Here is a 17,906-nt window from a genome sequence, read left to right as displayed (position 1 = left end):
TGCCCTATGCCCTATGCCCTATGCCCTATGCCCTATGCCCATGAGTACCTCATATGAGAGCTCGAAAGGCTATACAATAACTAATAACTAAAAACCCACAACTACCACTGCGGCTCGGAAGCCATCAAAGCAGTCGCAGCCTCGCTCGGTAACGGCTTAGCAAAAAAATAACCCTGACCATATTCGCAGCCGATCGACCTCAACCTAGCTAATTGTGCCGCCGTCTCCACACCCTCAGCAATCACATCCATACCCAAAGCATGAGCCAGCGCCACAATCGTCCGCACGATCGCCACATTCTCCCCCTCGCTTTCGATCTCCATCCGCCCCACAAACGACTTATCAACCTTCAAAGTATCCGTAGGAAACCGACTTAAATAACTCAACGACGAATAACCCGTGCCAAAATCATCAATTCCCAACTTGACATTAAGCTCCTTCATGTGCTTCAAAACCGCGATCGCCGACTCCACATCATCCATCACCACACTCTCAGTAATCTCCAACTTCAAAGTCTCGGCACTCAAACCCGTTGTTTCCAAAATCACCTGAATGCGATCGACCAAATCCGGCTGGGCAAACTGCTTCCCAGATAAATTTACACTCATAATCAAAGGTCGATCGAAATCAAACATTCCCTCCCAAAGCCCCAACTGCCGGCAAGCCTCCTCCAACACCCACTCACCCAGCGGCACAATTGCCCCCGTTTCCTCAGCCACCGGAATAAACTTCATCGGCGGAATCAAACCCCGCAGCGGGTGTTGCCAGCGTACCAAAGCCTCAAACCCAATAATCCTCCCGCTTGCCAAAGATACAAACGGCTGGTAGTGCAGCAAAAATTCCCGACGCTTGAGGGCCATCCGCAAATCAGTTTCCAACTGCAACCTCTCCACCGCCAAATCGTGCATCGAAGCATTAAACACCTGATACCTTCCCGTCCCCAAAGCCTTCGCCCGGTACATCGCCGTGTGGGCGTCCCGCAGCAAGTGTTCGGGCTGTTCCCTGACAGTAGCAGCGGGTTCGCCCCCCAGGGCAATCCCGATGCTCGCAGTCACAAACACCTCTTGCCCCTTCAACTCAAAAGGTACAATTAAAGCTTGATGAATTCGAGTGGCCAAATCCACCGCACTAGCAACATCAACATTCCTCACCAAAATCGCAAAATCATCACCCCCCACCCGCGCCACAGTATCTGCACGACCAATACTTGCCCTCAACCGCAGCACCACCGCCATCAGCAGTTCGTCCCCCACCAAATGACCCAAAGAATCATTAATCACCTTAAACCTGTCTAAATCCAGAAACAGCACCGCAAACAGATAGCTGCGCCGGCCCCTAGTATTGGCGATCGCCCGCCCCAGGCAATCCACGAACAAATCCCGGTTGGGCAAACCCGTCAGAGAATCGTGAAAAGCATCGTAAAGCTTCCTGTAAGCACTGACACCCACACCAGTCACCACCAAACCTAAAGCCGGCGACACCAGCGGCACCCACCCACCCCCAGTAAAAATCCCATAACTAATCCCCAAAAGTCCCATCAATGCAGCACCCCCAGCCAATCCCGCCCTCCCAGGATGCTGAATCCGCCAAGCCAAAACCCCGCCAACCATCGCCCAAGCACAGTTCCACAAAATTTCCGCCCATTCTGGCCACACCCAAAACAGCGATCGTCCATCCAAAACCGCACTCAATATTTGGCTGAGCATTTGCGTGTGCAGCAACACCCCCGGCATTTTCGGACTTTGCTTTTTAACCGGGCTGTAAGGCGACAAAAACAAATCTCTGGTACTCGGTGCCGTCGTCCCGATCAACACAATCTTGTCCTTAACCCAGCTTGGTTCAATTTCTCCCTTCAATACCTGCCTGATACTGACTTGTCGCGCCACCTCGTTCGCAGAACGGTATTTGAGCAGAATTTGGTAGCCTTTGGCGTCGAGATTTGCATAGCCACCACTGTCAGAAGTTAAAGGTACAAATTCTGCCTTTCCCCAGTTGATTTGGTGGGGATGAACAGCGCTATTTTTCTGCTGTACTCTGTCTTTGAGATACAGCAAAGCCACTTGCAGAGAAAACGATAAAGCAATCTTTTTGTCTGGTTGCGAGACTGAGAGCAAATTGCGGCGTACAACACCATCAGGATCGAGCACGAAGTCGTTAAAACCAACCCGATCGGGCGGTATCCCCGGAGGCGCCGGCACTCCCTGACTTTCTGAATCGCTCAATTTATAGATCGCCACCACATTCGGTGCTTTCAGCCCTGCCAGCAATTCTTGGTGTCCCGGCGCTTGAGGCAAATCCCGGTACAAATCCAAACCGATGACTTTTGGCTGATACTTTTGCAGTTTTGCCAAGGTTTGAGCGATCGTCTTGTCGGAAATCGGAAATCTCCCCAAAGCTTGAATATCGGCTTCAGAAATTTCCACTACCAGCAGCCGCGGATCGGGGCCGGAATCTGGCTGCAAGCGCACTAACGAGTCAAAACTCCCCAACTCCCAGCTTTGCAGGCCTCCCAACTGCCGAACTCCCATATTCAGCAGCGTTACAGTCGCGCCCACAAGCATTGCAGGCAAAATCCTGACCCGTCGGTTTTGAGAACTCAGGTTGAGGCCAGTTGCCACAGACATGACATATCGAAGATTTCGAGAGAATTTGGCAGTCACAGAAAAAATATGTCGGTGCAAATTAGCTTTGCACAAGTCTGTTCTAACAGAATTGAGCTTAATATGAGATTGAATGTAATTTTTTCAGAACTTGTGCCACAACCGAGTTTCTTTAAGCTAATTACTCGATTTGGCAAAGTATTTCTGGGATGGGAAACCGGGTTTCTCAAGATTTACCCACCAGTCCTGTCTTTCATAGAAAATCCTCGTTGGAAACCCTGCGTCTTTAGACCAGGGAGGAAAAGGGATAGGCAGGATTTATCCTGGCATTTCGCTGTATACTTATAACAGTAGCGAAAAGATGGTTATGTACCTGACCCAGAAGAACCAAGTGCGAGAACTGAATAAGTCCGAGTTTTTGGCTCTCAAGGAATTGTGCCGACTGAGTAAGAACCTCTACAACGTAGGGCTTTACACAGTTCGACAATACTTCTTTCAGGAGCGTAAGCACCTGCGCTACGAGTCGAACTACCACCAGTGTAAGGTTAACGAGAACTACCAGTTGCTGAACACTGATATTGCTCAACAGACACTGAAGGTAGTAGACCGAATATTCAAAAGCTTCTACGGATTGATTAGTGCAGTTAGGGAGGGAAGCTACCAACAGCGAGTTAAGCTTCCTCACTACTTGCCAACAGACGGCTACTTCTTGCTGATAATCCCTTGCGGGTTGTCTACCCGTAAGGACAAGACAAAAGTACCGAGACTGGTCATCAAAGACGGCAAGTTTCGGATACCCATGTCCAATCAATTCAAGAAACAGTTTGGGGAAGTTTGGATCAACTTTCCAGACCGCATTAACTACGAATCCCTCAAAGAGATTCGCATTCACCCCAAATACAACGGTCGATACTTCGAGGTTGAATTTATCAACGAAGTAGAACCAGAACCCGTAGAAGTCAATCCCAGTAGTGCGATTAGCATTGATTTGGGAGTAGACAACCTTGCTGCTTGTGTTGATACCAATGGGGCATCCTTCCTGGTGGATGGCAAACCAATTAAATCGATTAACCAGTGGTACAACAAACGCAATGCTTGTCTGCAATCCATCAAGGATAAGCAGGGAATTAAAGGTATTACCAACCAGCAAGTAAAGCTGGTGGTAAGGCGCAATAATCAGGTGAGAGATTACCTGAACAAGGCAGCACGGTTTATAGTCAACCACTGCATTGATAACCAGATTGCACAACTGATTGTTGGTTATAATCCTGGAATCAAACAGGAAATCAACATCGGAAAGTGCAACAACCAGAACTTTGTACAAATCCCGTTTTATTCTTTGCGTTCTAAGTTGAGATCGCTGTGTGAGCGATACGGATTGGTTTACACCGAACAGGAAGAGTCGTATACCAGCAAAGCAAGTGCTATCGATGGTGATGAAGTACCTGTTTACAATGCCGACAATCCTAAGAATTACCAGTTCTCTGGTAAACGAATTAAGCGAGGATTGTATCGGACAAAAGAGAAACATCTGGTTAACAGTGACTTGAATGGTTCAGCAAATATCGGAAGGAAAAGTAAGCACAATGGCTTTGCCGGAGTGTCTAGGGGGTCATTGACTGCCCCAAGAAGGATTAATCTTCTGAAACTAGAGAGAAAATGTGAAGAAGCGCGGATTTATCCCGTTTCGTAACATCCTCTTAGAATCCCCTCGGCTTTAGCCAGGGGAGGGTCAATCCTTGTTTCCCCAAATTCGCACAAGCGTTAAAATTTAGTCGATCGAACTTTCAGGATATTTTTGAGATTATGGCGAATCAACTTCCCATTCCGGTGATTGTTAACGGTGCAGCCGGCAAAATGGGCCGCGAAGTAATTAAGGCGATCGCCCATGCTAGTGACATGACCTTATTTGGGGCTGTAGACCGCTCTCCTGAGTGCCTCAACGCCGATGCCGGGGAATTAGCCGGATGCGGCCCGTTAGAAGTTCCCATCACTGACGACTTGCAAGGAATGCTGGTATTAGCATCTCAGGAAAAGCAGTTAGGGGTGATGGTAGATTTTACACACCCTTCGTCAGTTTATGAAAACGTGCGATCGGCCATAGCTTACGGCATTCGCCCAGTAGTCGGCACTACCGGATTGAGCAGCAAGCAAATTGAAAACTTAGCTGAATTTGCTGACAAAGCGAGCATCGGCTGTTTGATCGTACCCAATTTCTCGATCGGCATGGTGTTGCTCCAACAAGCCGCCGTCACGGCATCTCAGTATTTTGAACACGTAGAAATTATCGAGCTCCACCACAATCAAAAAGCCGACGCTCCCAGCGGTACGGCAATTCAAACTGCCCAAATGTTAGCAGAAATGGGAAAAACTTTCAATCTGCCAGAAGTTGAGGAAACCGAAAAATTAGCCGGTGCTCGGGGTTCAGTGGCCGATGAAGGGATTCGCATTCACAGCATCCGTTTACCCGGTTTAATTGCCCACCAAGAAGTAATTTTTGGTGGCGCCGGTCAAGTTTATACTTTACGACACGATACGAGCGATCGAGCTTGTTATATGCCAGGAGTCTTGCTGTCTATACGCAAAGTCCTTGAATTGCGATCGCTCGTTTACGGCCTGGAAAAAATACTGTAGGTAATTGGTAATTGGTAATTGGTAATTGGTAACTTGTTACTACTGCCAACTGCCAACTGCCAACTGCCAACTGCCAACTGCCAACTGCCAACTGACTAATTATGCTAATTCCCTTAACCCGCGAAACCTTTCAAGAACTAATTCCCGCCGTCGCCACGGGAGCGCAATACAAATATATCTGGGGAAAACCGCCCGATTTTTTGAGGCGAATGTTAATCTCGGCAGTCAGCGTAGTTTTCCTCCTGGTAGTTTATAACTTCGTCGGTTCCGATGTCGGGCCGCTAGTTTTAATCACCGGATTGATAGCTGGTTTGTACTGGCTGTGGGGGCCGATTTTGTGGGCGAGTTTGCGGAATGCAGAATGCCGCAAATATCAATACTGCGGTTTTTGGCAAGGACGAGTTTTGGATATATATATTACAGATGAAGTCACAAGTCAAGAAGAAACAGTCAATCAAAAAGGACAACTCGTAATAGTTGACAACCTAGAACCGCGCATCAACTTAGAAGTTGGTGACAAAACCGGATTTACTACTACACTTCGAGCTCCCTTGCGGAAAGATCACCAAGGAATTGTCCCCGGCCAAGCTGCTTTAATGTTAATCATGTCAAATCAAGAAGATTTAGGCAGAATTGCCAAAGTTTCAGATATTTATATTCCCAGCCGCGACGTGTGGGTGAGCGACTATCCTTATTTACGCAGAGATTTGTTTGTAGAAATGAGCCAACAGATTAAAAAAGGTAGGAAAAAAGACCGCGATCGCACTAATCAAAGTAGAGATGTAAAAAGGCGATCGCCCGCTGATTATTAATATGGATAGTAGCGACAAATTTAAGAGCGATCGCAAGTTAAACTTAGGACAAAATTCACAAGATAGCAGCTAATGCCTACGGTTCTTCAGGTTGGCCCCTACAGTTTCATCTTTTTTAGTTCCGATCGAGGCGAACCAGCCCACATTCATGTTAAACGCGATCGGCAACTTGCCAAATTTTGGATGAATCCTGTATCTCTAGAAAAAAATCGAGGCTTCAAAGAGCATGAATTAAACCAGATTGCTCGTCTTGTAGAGGAATATGAACAAATATTGTTGGAGGCTTGGCATGACTACTTTGATCCTTGAAACAGAACCCCTCGTAATTAAAGTCACGGTGACAGATGAAAAAGTAATTGTGGACTTAGTTGATGGTCGCAGTTTGAGCGTGCCCTTAGCTTGGTATCCCCGTTTGTTGCACGGTACTCCGGAGGAAAGACATAATTGGCAGCTACTTGGAGATGGTTATGCCATTGAATGGGTTGATTTAGACGAACATATTGGAGTTGAAGGTTTGCTAGCCGGCCGACGCAGCAGTGAAAGTCAACGATCATTTGAAAGTTGGTTAATTAACCGCAAGACTGATCGAAATAATCCAGAACGACTAATAACTAATGACTAATGACTGCTGACTTATCGCTCAACTATTCCCCTCTTGGCCGTAAGCCTGCCAAGCCAAATCCACCAGCCCGTTAACAATAGCCACAGCTACCACGGCAGAGCCCTTGCGGCCCTCAATCCGAATGTGAGGAATCATCGAATCGTGCAGCCGCGACTTCGCCACGTCCACCCCCACAAACCCAGAAGGAGTTCCAATTACCAAAGCCGGCCGAATTTCCTCAGATTCAATCAAATCTACGATCGCCGACAAAGCAGTTTGAGCCTGGCCCACCACAAAAATCCCTTCAGGATAGCGTCTTGCCAAAGTTTCAATCCCCCAAGCCGCCCGCGTCCTTTCCCTTTGGGGGCGCGTCAAAGCCTCCATCGAACAGTAAACCGGATTCGCAAAGGTACTTTGGATCAAGGGCGTAATGCCCACCTGCACCATCGGCACATCTACCACGATCGTAGTCCGAGCAGCCAAAGCCGCCGCCCCAGCTTGCAAAGCCTGATCGGAAAAACTAATTAAAGACTTGTACTCAAAATCAGCAGTCGCATAAATCACGCGGCGGACTATTTCGTACTCCGCCGCTGAAAAACCGTGGTCGCCAATTTCGTTATCGATTAATCCCAGACTCTGGGCATCGCTTACGTGCCATTCCATTTGTTGGATAGCTGTCGCCTGTGAGTTGTCAGGTATCAGCTTACCAGCTTTTAGTCATTCGTTGACTGTTGAGTAAAATCTACCAACTGCCAACTGCCAACTGCCAACTGCCAACTGACAACTAAGTTTCCGACGACGAAGAAGATTTGCCCAACACCGGAGTCAGGAATGCCACCAAAACTCCGATCGCAAAACCAGACACATTCCGAACCACAGGCAACCAGTCAGAAGTCCGAGTCACCACTGGCCCAAGTCCGAAAGCGAAAAACAGAATGCCCCACAGCGGCGAAAAAATCAGCGCCCACTGCCAAGCCACAACCTGTCCCGGCTTCCGAGGCTGAGCCGCAAACCCGCAGATGACGCCGCCAACCACCGACGTAATTAACGTCAGAACCCACTGTTCCCTCGGCAAACCCGGAACCACGCGGCATCCGCCCTGACGCAAACAGCCTTCTATGGACTCCAAAGATTCAATAATCGCTCGATCTTCCCCATTGTCCCGCACAAAAAATTGATTACCGTAGCGGGTTTGCAGTTCCACCCAAAAAGTGCGCGGCAGCAGCGGATACAGCGAGTCGCCCACATTAAAATTGAGCAAATTGCCCCCTCGGGGGTCAGCAACTAGCAACACACTCTTGTCATCTAGCCCCCAATAACTTTTGACAGCCAAACCGGGCGTGCGATCGTACTGAGTCAGCACTCGCAGTTTCCAGCCGGTTTCGGCTTCAAATGCCTTTAAATTTTTTGCCAAAGTTTGTTCTTCAATATCCGTGAGGGCTTTAGCTAAGTCAATGATCGGCGTCTGAGTTGACGGCAACAAATCGGGATTATTGAAAGCGTGGGCCGCAGGTGCGATCGTCCACACAGACAAAGCCAGAAAAAATGCGGCAACAGAGGCTAGAAATTTTCGCGGGAAAAGCTGTGACATAGGAACTTATAATCCGGGTCTTAATTGTGAATGCTAGCTGGCGGTCTTAACCAGAGGATAAGAGAAAACTCATATTTCTTTACAATTATTTACTTTACAGGAAGCGGAGAGCAAGGGGAAGGGTTCGGGGAAGGAAAGTTTTGAACAGGGAAGGGACTGAAAATTAACTGTAGAGGGCGCAGTTGCGATCCAGGGTCAACCATCGTTAAGCAAGAGCTCGATTTCCTGACGGGGTGAGTATCGATCCCAGATATTGCACCCGCAATCAAAAACCTGTAGGCGCGGGTTCACCAAAAGCTTTAAGGGGTGCAGACAGGTTAAATAAACCCGCCCCCACCTACAAAAAAGCCCCTTATTGATATTGGTGCAACATCTCAGATTAATAATAATTCAAGCCGATGGTAACAAAGAGAGACCCTGTGTGCGATCGGTTATTTAAGTATTTTCCTGCCTGAAAAAACTTACCTTCATAAAGATTTAGCATAAGTTGAAAAACTACCAGTAAATATACTGGAAATCCAACAGACTAGCAACACCCAAAAAAGCTCTAAAATTATGTATTTTCCCGAATATCTTTATCATCGAGCCGAGCCGATAATGATGAGCAACCGCTGAATAATGATTTAAAAGAAATTAACCATTTCTCAAGGAGCGCGAGCGAGTGCCTTTAACCGACCAGATTAGAGAACCTTTAACAGAAATGGAATCCTTAATTCCCGGACTTGCCCCAACTTTCGCCCCACAACGGCCGGAAATTCAGACTAACAAAACCTTATTAGATCAAACTCCGGGCTCTTCTCAAAACCCCGAACAACTTAACTTAATAGAACCCGCAAGCGGGCCCGCATCCGAATTCAGTCGAACAGAAGCTGATGCTTTTATTATTAATAAAGCCTCCGATATTAACAGCATACCTTCTACCAACACCAGCCCTCTGATAACTAACAGCACTCTCAGGGATACAACAAATTCTGAAGTTGACCCCCTAATTGGTAAACTCGACTCGGACTTAGGAGACCCCCTAACCAACCCAAATCGAATTGCCTCAAATAACGTTTCTTCTGATTCTAATAAATCTGCGACTGACATACCTCCAGTCAACTCGTCAATTAGCAACTCAGAACTAAATAAAACCACAGAAGCTACAACCGCTGTTCCCGATCAATTGCTGGAAAATAAAACACAATTATCGCCAACCGCCTCCACAAAATCAGAACAAGATTCGGACAAAACATTACCAGTTGTAACTGCATCTACCACGAGCGAAAAAGCTTCCGACAAAACGCCATTACCCGCTACCGCTGAAACGACTTCAAAACCCGAAGAACACCAAACGCCTTTATCATCAGAGACTACACTCTTCTTCGAGTCATCACCAAACAAAATATCACCGGCAACTGCATCAACGTCTGACAATTCAGGAGAAAATACAACATCACCCGCAACTGCCTCAGCCACTGAAAACCCTGAACTAGATCGAACATTACCTGCAACTACATCAACGACTGATAAATCAGAACCAGATCGAACATCACCTGCAACTGCGTCAGCTTCTGATAAATCAGAACCAGATCGAACATCACCTGCAACTGCGTCAGCTTCTGATAAATCAGAATCCAACAAAACCTCAGTTGCGACTACATCAACGACTGACAAATCCGAACCCAACAAAACTTCACCTACCGAAATCTCCACCACCAAAAACTTAGATACAGCCACTAATCTAGAACCCAATAAAACCTCAACCCCAGAACCAGATCAAACCTCAACTCCCCCAACCAACATCAACTTTGACTCAAACGCATTCAGTGTCGATGAAAAAGGAATAATCGGCATACAATTCACATCCGACGGCGGCTGGTATAGCGGACAACTAGCCATCGTCAGCCTACTCGGAATGGAAAAATTCGTTCCCGGTTCCGAGGCGTTCATCAAAGAAGCAGCAAGTCGAGCTTTAAGCAACTCGACAAAGGGCTACATCGCAATGGATGACGATTTAGAAGGAGCATATTACACCGATCCTAACAGCTCAGAAAACCTCAATTCCGGGCAATACCTCGGCACAAAAACATTTGCCATGACGCCTGGGGACAAATTCTTCTTCATGCTAGTACCCAACGGCACCGTACAGCAAGTATACGACAACCCCGCAATCGGCGGCGACAAAAAACCCCTATTTTCAATAGCTACAGACAATCCCAGCGACGGCTTCAGTATCGGTCAAATTGCCGACATTACAGGAGAAGGGCAACTCTTCGTCATGGAAGACATGGGGCTGATTCAAGGAAGCGATCGGGATTACGACGATATCACATTCCGAGTCACGGGCGCTATATCTAAAATCATTCCCCTCAGCCAATTAGTTGACGCCAAATCCGCAGCAATTCACTCCCAATTAATTCAAAAACTGAAGGGTGAATCGGATAAATCAGAGCCGAAATCTCCAGCAGAATCAAGTGCTACTAATTCGGCTGATAAATCGCAGGAAAAAACATCATTAATAACTAGCGATACCGACAAACAAAAGCCTCAGCCAACAGCAACACTCACTGACGATTACAGTCAAAAACTTCAACTAACAGTAGAAAATGTTCCTAACCCAGACAATCAAAAACCTCAATCACCAGTAATAGTTACCGACTCAGACAGTCAAAAACCTCAACCAACAGCAGCAACCATTGTTAACCCAGATGGCAAAGAATTGCCAATAACAACAGTAACCACAGTTACCGAGTCAGACAGTCAAAAACCTCAACTAACAACAGTCGCTAACTCAGATAGCAAACAATCGCCACCAACAGAAATACTAACTGTTAGCCAACCCAAAAATCAAGAATCTACAAAAACAGGAACATCAACAGTTGGTAAATCCCCAACTCAAGAATCGCTAGAAATAGAACAAATAACCCCTAATCCAAAAACACCAAGCGCTAGCATTAATGAATTTAATTCAGGAATTGAACCGCAAGTATCACTGTCGGGGCGACAAGTCGTCTATAACGCTGATAGAATAAGCCTCATAGCTCTTATGCCTTGTTGATAATTAGGTAGTTTATGTGGAGACAAAGACATTAATTCAACAACAACCTGCCAATTACTAAACATCAAATCGACCCATGATTCACCCCAAAGTCCAATATAAAAAGTGCTATGTCTAGCATATTTTCTGTGACTTTCTGTTTTTCTGCTTAGATATTCTTGAACTTGCTTTGACTTAATTTCTATCCCTTGGATTATACTCTTCAAGTATGCTAGTGATAACAGAATTAATAATTTACTCAATCGCTCGCCCGTGAGATTAGTCCTTTCTAGGTTATATCCTCCACCCTTAAAGTCTCGCTCACATTTCTTCAATTCCAAATCTTTTTGCATAAGCATCAACTGCTGCTTGTATATTTGCCAAGCTTGTCAGAATATACCAAGGTTCTTCTGTAGTAATATTTCGATATTTACCCAGCCACTTACCTGCCAAATTAAACCCCGTAACTGGTGCGGTTTTTCGGATTGTTACTTCTTGATTGAAAAAGCTATTTCCTTGCTCTAATCCTAGCATTTTTAGTTCAGTCCATAACTCCAATTCCGTCTTGATACAAACATTCTTTTTTAGTCGTAAACAGAAATCTACTTTCTTCTCCCTCAGCCAATTTGCCAGGCTAACACTACAAAATTCACGATCTCCTAACACGAGCAATTTATAATTTGATAAGGCGGCGAATACTGGCGTTAATACGAATTGTTTATTTTCCAATGTGCTGTTCCCTTGTTTGTCAAGGACTTTCCAATAAATAGGAATAGCTCTTTTTCGCCAAATCATGCTAACCATCAAAATATTATTTGATTGCCATTTGGTTCGGTCTATTGCTAAATATACAACCTTATTTTGTTTGACACTACCTTTAATCCAACCAATCACCAGTGGCAACCAAATACTATCTAGAGTCCATTCATCCTCCGATAAAAATCTCTGAATCTTTTTTCTTCTACTTTCAAATTTAATGGGCATCGCTAGTTTTGTTGCTATGCTTTCCAATGTGACTTCTTTAATCGATTGCACTACTTGAATCAATAAAATTGTCAATAAGTAATGAGAACGTGTCAGCTTTTCTAACAAATGGGCATGATATAATTCTGGTATCATTTAAGTGTTTTTGGGTAAGAAGCTTTCTTACCCTATCTTTTTCTAGGCGATTTGTCTAGGATTGCCGGACTGTATGATTTTCAGGCAACCTGTCACCCCGTCAGCAAGTATCAACAGAATCTATTGTCAGCCAGCCAGCCGATGCTGAATTAATTAAAACCGACAAAATTGCAAGTAATCAGATTTCTCAATCGCCCGCTGAAGCCGAATATGGTGCAAACGGTACTGCTTCTCGATCAACCGCTGCAACTACGCTGATTCCCACTCCTATCGCTTCACAATCGCCTGCGATAACCGCTGAAATTGCCGATAATCGGGGCGAAGAATTGCCTAGAAAAACTGATAATACCCTTGACAATCCTGCATCAAAATCGCTAACCAAAATCCTTGAGGTTGTTCTCGCAGAAAAGGCTACTGATACACAGAAAAATGATCGGGCTGTTACCGCAACCACCGCTGAATTAGAAGCAGAACAATTCTACCAAAAAACCGCTGAAATTATTGGCACAAAAACAACTGTCGATGTAATTGAATATGACACCGCTTTTCCTGAAATAGTAGCCGAATTTAAAACTGAACAATTGCCGACAAAAACCGATTTAATTGTCATAACTAAAGCGGATGATACGGTTGAACGTACTCTTCCGGTTGCTGAAATAACAGCCAAAAATCAAAACGAAGAATTACTGATAAAAACAGATTCGGGCGCTGTTGCAGAATTCACGGCTGGTACAATCGATACGAACATCCCTGCCACCTTCACACTAGCCGAATTAGCAACTGAAATCTATCCAATAATTGCTATTAATTCTGACGAACCAAAACCGCGATTTTTCAACTCTAACAGCAAACTTTCCGACAATCTTACAGACAGTCAATTCCCTGACAATCTTGCAGACAGTCAACCCAATTCAACACAGCGTACTGGCAACTTCCAAAGCAGTACCAATACCCCAACAAATCTCTCAATAACAACAACAGCAAATTTACCAAGCCCCGGCACTTTCCTTGTATATAACCAAGGACAAGTCAGATTTGACTATGTATTTGACGGCGGCTACTTTGAAGGCGAACTCGGAATTTTCAGCCTGGCAGGAATGGAAGCATTTACACCAGGAACTCCAGAATTCATTGCCGAAGCATCCCGTAGAGTTTTAAGCAATTCCACCGACGGACATATTGTCATCAGCGACTCGAAAGAAGGAGCCAAATTCACCGGTGCGATGCCGTTCGACGGGGATTGGGGCAGCGGCGAATATCAGGGTATCAAAACTTTCTCCATGCTACCAGGCGACACCTTTGCCGTCATGTTAGTCCCCAACGCTACAATACAATCATCCTTCCAATCCTCATATTCGGGAAATTTGTTCCCCGAAAACCGTCCCTTATTCAGTATCGCCACAGCCAATCCCAACGATACCGCTCATCTGCTACAAATAGCCGACATTACCGGCACCGGCAACACCTTTGCCCTCGAAGATATGTCGGCCGCCAACTCAGACAGAGATTACAATGACCTAATCTTTAAAATTAGTGGCGCAATAGGAAACGCACCGCTGCTAGATACAGTCATCAATCCTGACAGAGAATGGCGCAATACTCCGTTAGGACAACAATTGCTCGCCGAAGCCAATCCCCCGAATTCTGACAACAATCCGCCCGTTGTTTCACCGACAAGCGCTCGGACTTATACAGAATTAGAGACAACTATTTCATTAGACAATCAGGCCACAGATGCAGAGGGCGACCCCCTGACAATTAGCGTCCTCAATCCAGTAAACGGCACTGTAATTTTCAATCCCTTAACGAACAAAGCATCGTTTAAACCAGCAATCGGCTTCTCTGGAATTGCCAGCTTTGATTTCCTTGCCAGCGACGCTTTTGGGAGTTCAACTCCCGCGCGGGTGACAGTCAACGTCAGCGATGTTCCCCTGCTGAATCTAGATTTTGTGAAGCGAAATCCGATCCTCAATGCAGGAGAAAATACGGAATTAGTTGTGCTCGGAGATTTTGCCGACCAAAAAGGTGTAGTGCTGCCAGATTCTTATTTAACTTACACTTCAATAAATCCAGAAGTAGCACCAATAGACGCAGCCGGGAAAGTGACAGGTTTAACCAACGGCACTTCGATTTTGAGCGCGAGTAGAAACAACCTGCAAGCAGTGACCCCAATTCGCATTGGGGCGATGCCGCAACCGACAACAGACGCTCAATTGCATCAGATACTAGCCGAAATGTACGGACTAGACCCCTACCCGGATGCCGTCTCCCTGACACCCGGCGCAACCCGGAAACTGTCCCTCGGCTTGAACCCTGGGTTGAGCGAGGTCAACTTAACCGCAGCCAGTACGGGTACGCGCTATTTTAGCAACAACAGCAACATCTTGAGGGTCAGTCCCGACGGCACTATTACAGCAGTCGGCGTTGGCGATGCTGCGGTGACTGCGATTTACGGTGCAGCAGAAGCAACAATTCCAGTGCGAGTCGAAGCGCCGCGAAGCGGGCCTGCAACCGTGGGGGCTGCTGGCGGCGTCGTCCTCTCAAGCGACGGAGAACTTATGGTGATGATGCCTCCCGGCGCTTTGAACAGCGATACAAATGTCAGCATTGCTTCCTTAAATCGCTCCGAGTTATCGCTGCCAGTCCCGACTGGATTTGAGTTTGCCGGGGCTTTTAATTTGAACTTTGGCGATAGCTCTCTGGAACAGCCAGTTCAATTAGCGGTGCCAGCACCAGAGGGCTTACCTGCGGGAACTGAGGTCTACTTCATGCGGAAGGGTGCGTTACCGGATGAAACTGGTGTCTGGAAACCAATCTGGCTTCAAGAAGAATCTGGTGTAGTTGGGGATGACGGCACAATTCGTACCTCCTCGCCACCCTATCCAGGGGTTGTCAGGCCAGGCGAATATATAATTGTCTATTCAAGTCCCACCGGAGATGCCACCTTAGTCAAAGGTCAACTCACCCTTAACTACGATTTCCCCCTAGCATTTTTTGGTATCATTGACCCCTTGGGAGGTATCGGTCAGTTGATCGATCCAAGCAACTTTGTCACCAATTTTGGGTTTACAGTTTCTTACGACATCTCTTCAGTCAAAGTAATCGCGATCCCTAAAGTGGGATTGCCAATAGTTACTGAGTTGGGCGTCCAACGAAACTCAAACGGCGTTGCGACTTTGGAAGCCAACCTAAATATACCAACACCAGCAGCTTCCAATTCCGCAGCCGCACCTAAACTTCAAGCAGCCTCTCTGAAGTTCAAAGACGAAAACAATCAACCCTTTGAGGGTAACGAACCGATTCTTTTCCTCAAAGCCAGTAACGTTCTGGCGAGCAATTTGGGCGATCCCAAGGGCAGCCGGCTCGAAGACTTAGTTGTGAAATTCTACGTTGGCGATCGCGTTTACGAACAGGCAATATTGCCCAACCTTAGCGCAACTTTGGGAGACAACCAGTTTGAAGTGGCAGTTAAAGTACCTAATACTGTAGTTTTGGGTGAGTCTTACATTTCCTTATCCAGACGGCAGAATCAACTGGTCGATCAGAACCTGACGGAACCAGTGTATGAGGAGATCGAATACAACAGCAATCCCATTTGGTTGGACGCGGGAGCTGAGTATGTTTTTGCGGCGCTAAAAGGAGCTGATGCTGTTGCAGTTTTAGACGGTACAGATCCCGAGTCGGTTGTGGCAGCTTCTAGCAGTTCTAATTTACTGCTTTCTACTATTCCTGTGGGAGATGGCGCGATCGACAGACCGCGAGACTTAGCTGTGACGAGTGACGGAACCCGCGTTTACGTGGCTCTGGAGCAGTCTGGTCGTGTGGCATTGGTCGATCCGATGGTGTTGCAACAGGTGGACACCAAACCAGATACCCCCGGCATCAACCCGATCGATTTGCCTATTGGTGCAACGCCTCGGTCAATTGCCATCGACCCCCGCAACCAATATGCCTACATCTCTGATGGGAAGCGAGGAAACATTTATGTTTTGGACATCGACCCCTTCTCCGAAGAATATCATCAGGTCATCCAGACTATCTCCCTAAGCTCAGTAACGGGTGGGTTAAATGAAATAGCTATTAGCAGTGACGGGCGCAAGCTCTTCGCCACTGCACCGGGCTTTCCAACTAGCCAGATTATCGCGGTGAATATCGATCCTGAAGACCAACCTCTCGATCCAAGCCAGAACCCCCGCAAGTGGCATCAGGAGATTGGTGTGGTAAATACTTTTGCTGGGGTGCAGGGAATGGCTGCTACCGCCGAGCCGAATCGGATGACCTTTACTAACACCAGTAATGATAGTAAGGGCTTTGGCGTATTAACAATTACCAACGACGATCCCACTAGCTTTGCCGCTACTGCCAACGATTATGCGGCGCTAAGTTTGGGTGACCCCCTAATGGGCGGTTCCCTAGATTACTTTGATGTCAATCGGGCGGTGGCTGTCACGGTGATGCGCGATGGGTCCTATGCGTTTGTGGCCGCGAAAAACGACAGTCCGCAAACCGGAGTTGAGAGCATAGACGGGGTGCGGGCAGGAAGCAATATCGGCATCATTAAAGACCCGTTTGGACCCACTCCGAAACTGGTGGCGGCGACTCGACCGATACCGCAAGGGGCAACCACTGACTTGGTACTTTCTAACGATAACAAATACCTCTATGCTTCCTACCCCACCCTGAGCGGCGACGGGGGTGTCTATGTCTTCGATGTCGAGGAAATTATCAGAACTCTGGAAAACCCTGGAGATTTTAAAATCGACAACCTCGACAGAGGTGTCAAATCGCCTTACTTCAATCCTGCCACGAGCCGTCCGGTCAGCTCGAGTAAATTCCAAAGCGTTCCAATTGACGATATTAACCCAGCAATTAGTATCGCTGCTGACTATGGGATTGTTACGGGGGATTGGCCTCGCAACCAGTTTACTTACGGTGTGTTTGATAGCAAGCACAGTCCGATCGCAACGGCTGGAAGCCCTTGGGGAATGGCAGCAAGCTTGAGTATCCAAGAAGATGAGAAGGAAAGGTTGCAGGAGCTAAGCCAGAGGATCGCAGAGCTGGTCGAAATGCGCGATACAGCAGACAATCCCAACGACGTGGACAAACTTCTTGAAAGACCTATTAGACAACGGGATGGACTGTTAAGAAAAATCTCAGTTGAGGTTCAAAGAGATAAATATGGAGATGAAGTGAATGTTAGTCCCGTTGAGCTGGAGGGAGGCAGATTAATCTTTGAAATCAACTACGAAAATCTTTTTCAAACTTTTTATGGTAGTAGCTCTGTTGCATGGAATATCGCACCGCTCGAAAAACGAGCTGTATTCGATATTGGTAGAGAGCTTGCTTCCCAACGAGTAAATTTACCCGCAGGTACTAAGCTCAAGACCATGTTGGGTTTTGGCGGGACTACCGCTCAAGGGCTTGTTCAACCTTATCCCGGCGATATCGATTATCGGGACTTAAACATAAAATACGATAAAAATAGGTTATAATGCTTACATAGCAAGCATATAACGTTAAAAAATGACCC

Annotated in this window: 11 protein-coding genes; 7 read left to right on the top strand and 4 right to left on the bottom strand. The window is 46.6% G+C overall.

The genetic code is table 11. From position 1 onward, the window contains the following. Positions 1-101: 101 nt before the first annotated feature. Entirely contained in the window at positions 102-2,624 is a 2,523-nt protein-coding gene (locus QT990_RS33140; protein ID WP_333147160.1) for an EAL domain-containing protein, read from the bottom strand. Positions 2,625-2,967: 343 nt separating this feature from the next. Here QT990_RS33140 and QT990_RS33135 point away from each other — a divergent pair, with 343 nt between their 5' ends. The 5 genes from QT990_RS33135 (at position 2,968) to QT990_RS33115 (ending at position 6,668) form a co-directional block, all read left to right on the top strand. Further along, a complete protein-coding gene (locus QT990_RS33135) occupies positions 2,968-4,293 on the top strand; it encodes a transposase (RefSeq protein ID WP_333301130.1) in 1,326 nt (441 codons plus the stop codon). Positions 4,294-4,406: 113 nt separating this feature from the next. Beyond that, entirely contained in the window at positions 4,407-5,234 is an 828-nt protein-coding gene (gene dapB / locus QT990_RS33130) for a 4-hydroxy-tetrahydrodipicolinate reductase (protein WP_333147164.1), read from the top strand. 101 nt (positions 5,235-5,335) lie between these two features. After that, positions 5,336-6,046 (top strand): phosphate ABC transporter permease, encoded by a 711-nt coding sequence (locus QT990_RS33125; protein ID WP_333147166.1) that lies wholly within the window; start codon positions 5,336-5,338, stop codon positions 6,044-6,046. Between the two features lie 72 nt (positions 6,047-6,118). Beyond that, complete coding sequence (locus tag QT990_RS33120; protein ID WP_333107757.1) at positions 6,119-6,355, top strand: DUF4160 domain-containing protein; 237 nt, start codon at positions 6,119-6,121, stop codon at positions 6,353-6,355. Then, the gene (locus QT990_RS33115; protein ID WP_333147168.1) at positions 6,336-6,668 is read left to right on the top strand and encodes a DUF2442 domain-containing protein; all 333 of its coding nucleotides are present in this window, start codon (positions 6,336-6,338) and stop codon (positions 6,666-6,668) included. Before QT990_RS33120 ends, QT990_RS33115 begins: the two co-directional genes overlap by 20 nt. An 18-nt stretch (positions 6,669-6,686) precedes the next feature. Here QT990_RS33115 and QT990_RS33110 read toward each other — a convergent pair whose 3' ends face one another. Together QT990_RS33110 and QT990_RS33105 are read right to left on the bottom strand one after the other, a co-directional pair. Continuing rightward, positions 6,687-7,310: a precorrin-8X methylmutase gene (locus QT990_RS33110; RefSeq protein ID WP_333058319.1), complete on the bottom strand. Its 624-nt coding sequence runs from the start codon at positions 7,308-7,310 to the stop codon at positions 6,687-6,689. A 121-nt stretch (positions 7,311-7,431) separates the two neighbouring features. Continuing rightward, the gene (locus QT990_RS33105; RefSeq protein ID WP_015179020.1) at positions 7,432-8,238 is read right to left on the bottom strand and encodes a TPM domain-containing protein; all 807 of its coding nucleotides are present in this window, start codon (positions 8,236-8,238) and stop codon (positions 7,432-7,434) included. Positions 8,239-8,899: 661 nt separating this feature from the next. On the opposite strand from QT990_RS33105, the gene QT990_RS33100 reads away from it, so the two are divergent. Beyond that, positions 8,900-11,278, top strand: a complete 2,379-nt coding sequence (locus QT990_RS33100) for a DUF4114 domain-containing protein (RefSeq protein ID WP_333147171.1) — start codon at positions 8,900-8,902, stop codon at positions 11,276-11,278. A 300-nt stretch (positions 11,279-11,578) separates the two neighbouring features. Here QT990_RS33100 and QT990_RS33095 read toward each other — a convergent pair whose 3' ends face one another. Next, positions 11,579-12,376 (bottom strand): IS4 family transposase, encoded by a 798-nt coding sequence (locus QT990_RS33095; protein ID WP_333147173.1) that lies wholly within the window; start codon positions 12,374-12,376, stop codon positions 11,579-11,581. A gap of 326 nt (positions 12,377-12,702) precedes the next feature. On the opposite strand from QT990_RS33095, the gene QT990_RS33090 reads away from it, so the two are divergent. Continuing rightward, positions 12,703-17,868 (top strand): DUF4114 domain-containing protein, encoded by a 5,166-nt coding sequence (locus QT990_RS33090; protein ID WP_333147176.1) that lies wholly within the window; start codon positions 12,703-12,705, stop codon positions 17,866-17,868. Positions 17,869-17,906: the final 38 nt, after the last annotated feature.

The organism is Microcoleus sp. T3_B1 (assembly GCF_036700445.1).
GTDB lineage: Bacteria > Cyanobacteriota > Cyanobacteriia > Cyanobacteriales > Microcoleaceae > Microcoleus.
The sequence above is the reverse complement of the archived record's forward strand: the minus strand, read 5'-3'. Positions and strand labels throughout refer to the sequence as shown.

Coding starts and splice junctions, on each gene's coding strand:
- QT990_RS33115 (WP_333147168.1), top strand. CDS start 6,336: ATGACTACTTTGATCCTTGAAACAGAACCCCTCGTAATTAAAGTCACG.
- QT990_RS33135 (WP_333301130.1), top strand. CDS start 2,968: ATGTACCTGACCCAGAAGAACCAAGTGCGAGAACTGAATAAGTCCGAG.
- QT990_RS33120 (WP_333107757.1), top strand. CDS start 6,119: ATGCCTACGGTTCTTCAGGTTGGCCCCTACAGTTTCATCTTTTTTAGT.
- QT990_RS33140 (WP_333147160.1), bottom strand. CDS start 2,624: ATGTCTGTGGCAACTGGCCTCAACCTGAGTTCTCAAAACCGACGGGTC.
- dapB (WP_333147164.1), top strand. CDS start 4,407: ATGGCGAATCAACTTCCCATTCCGGTGATTGTTAACGGTGCAGCCGGC.
- QT990_RS33105 (WP_015179020.1), bottom strand. CDS start 8,238: ATGTCACAGCTTTTCCCGCGAAAATTTCTAGCCTCTGTTGCCGCATTT.
- QT990_RS33095 (WP_333147173.1), bottom strand. CDS start 12,376: ATGATACCAGAATTATATCATGCCCATTTGTTAGAAAAGCTGACACGT.
- QT990_RS33110 (WP_333058319.1), bottom strand. CDS start 7,310: ATGGAATGGCACGTAAGCGATGCCCAGAGTCTGGGATTAATCGATAAC.
- QT990_RS33125 (WP_333147166.1), top strand. CDS start 5,336: ATGCTAATTCCCTTAACCCGCGAAACCTTTCAAGAACTAATTCCCGCC.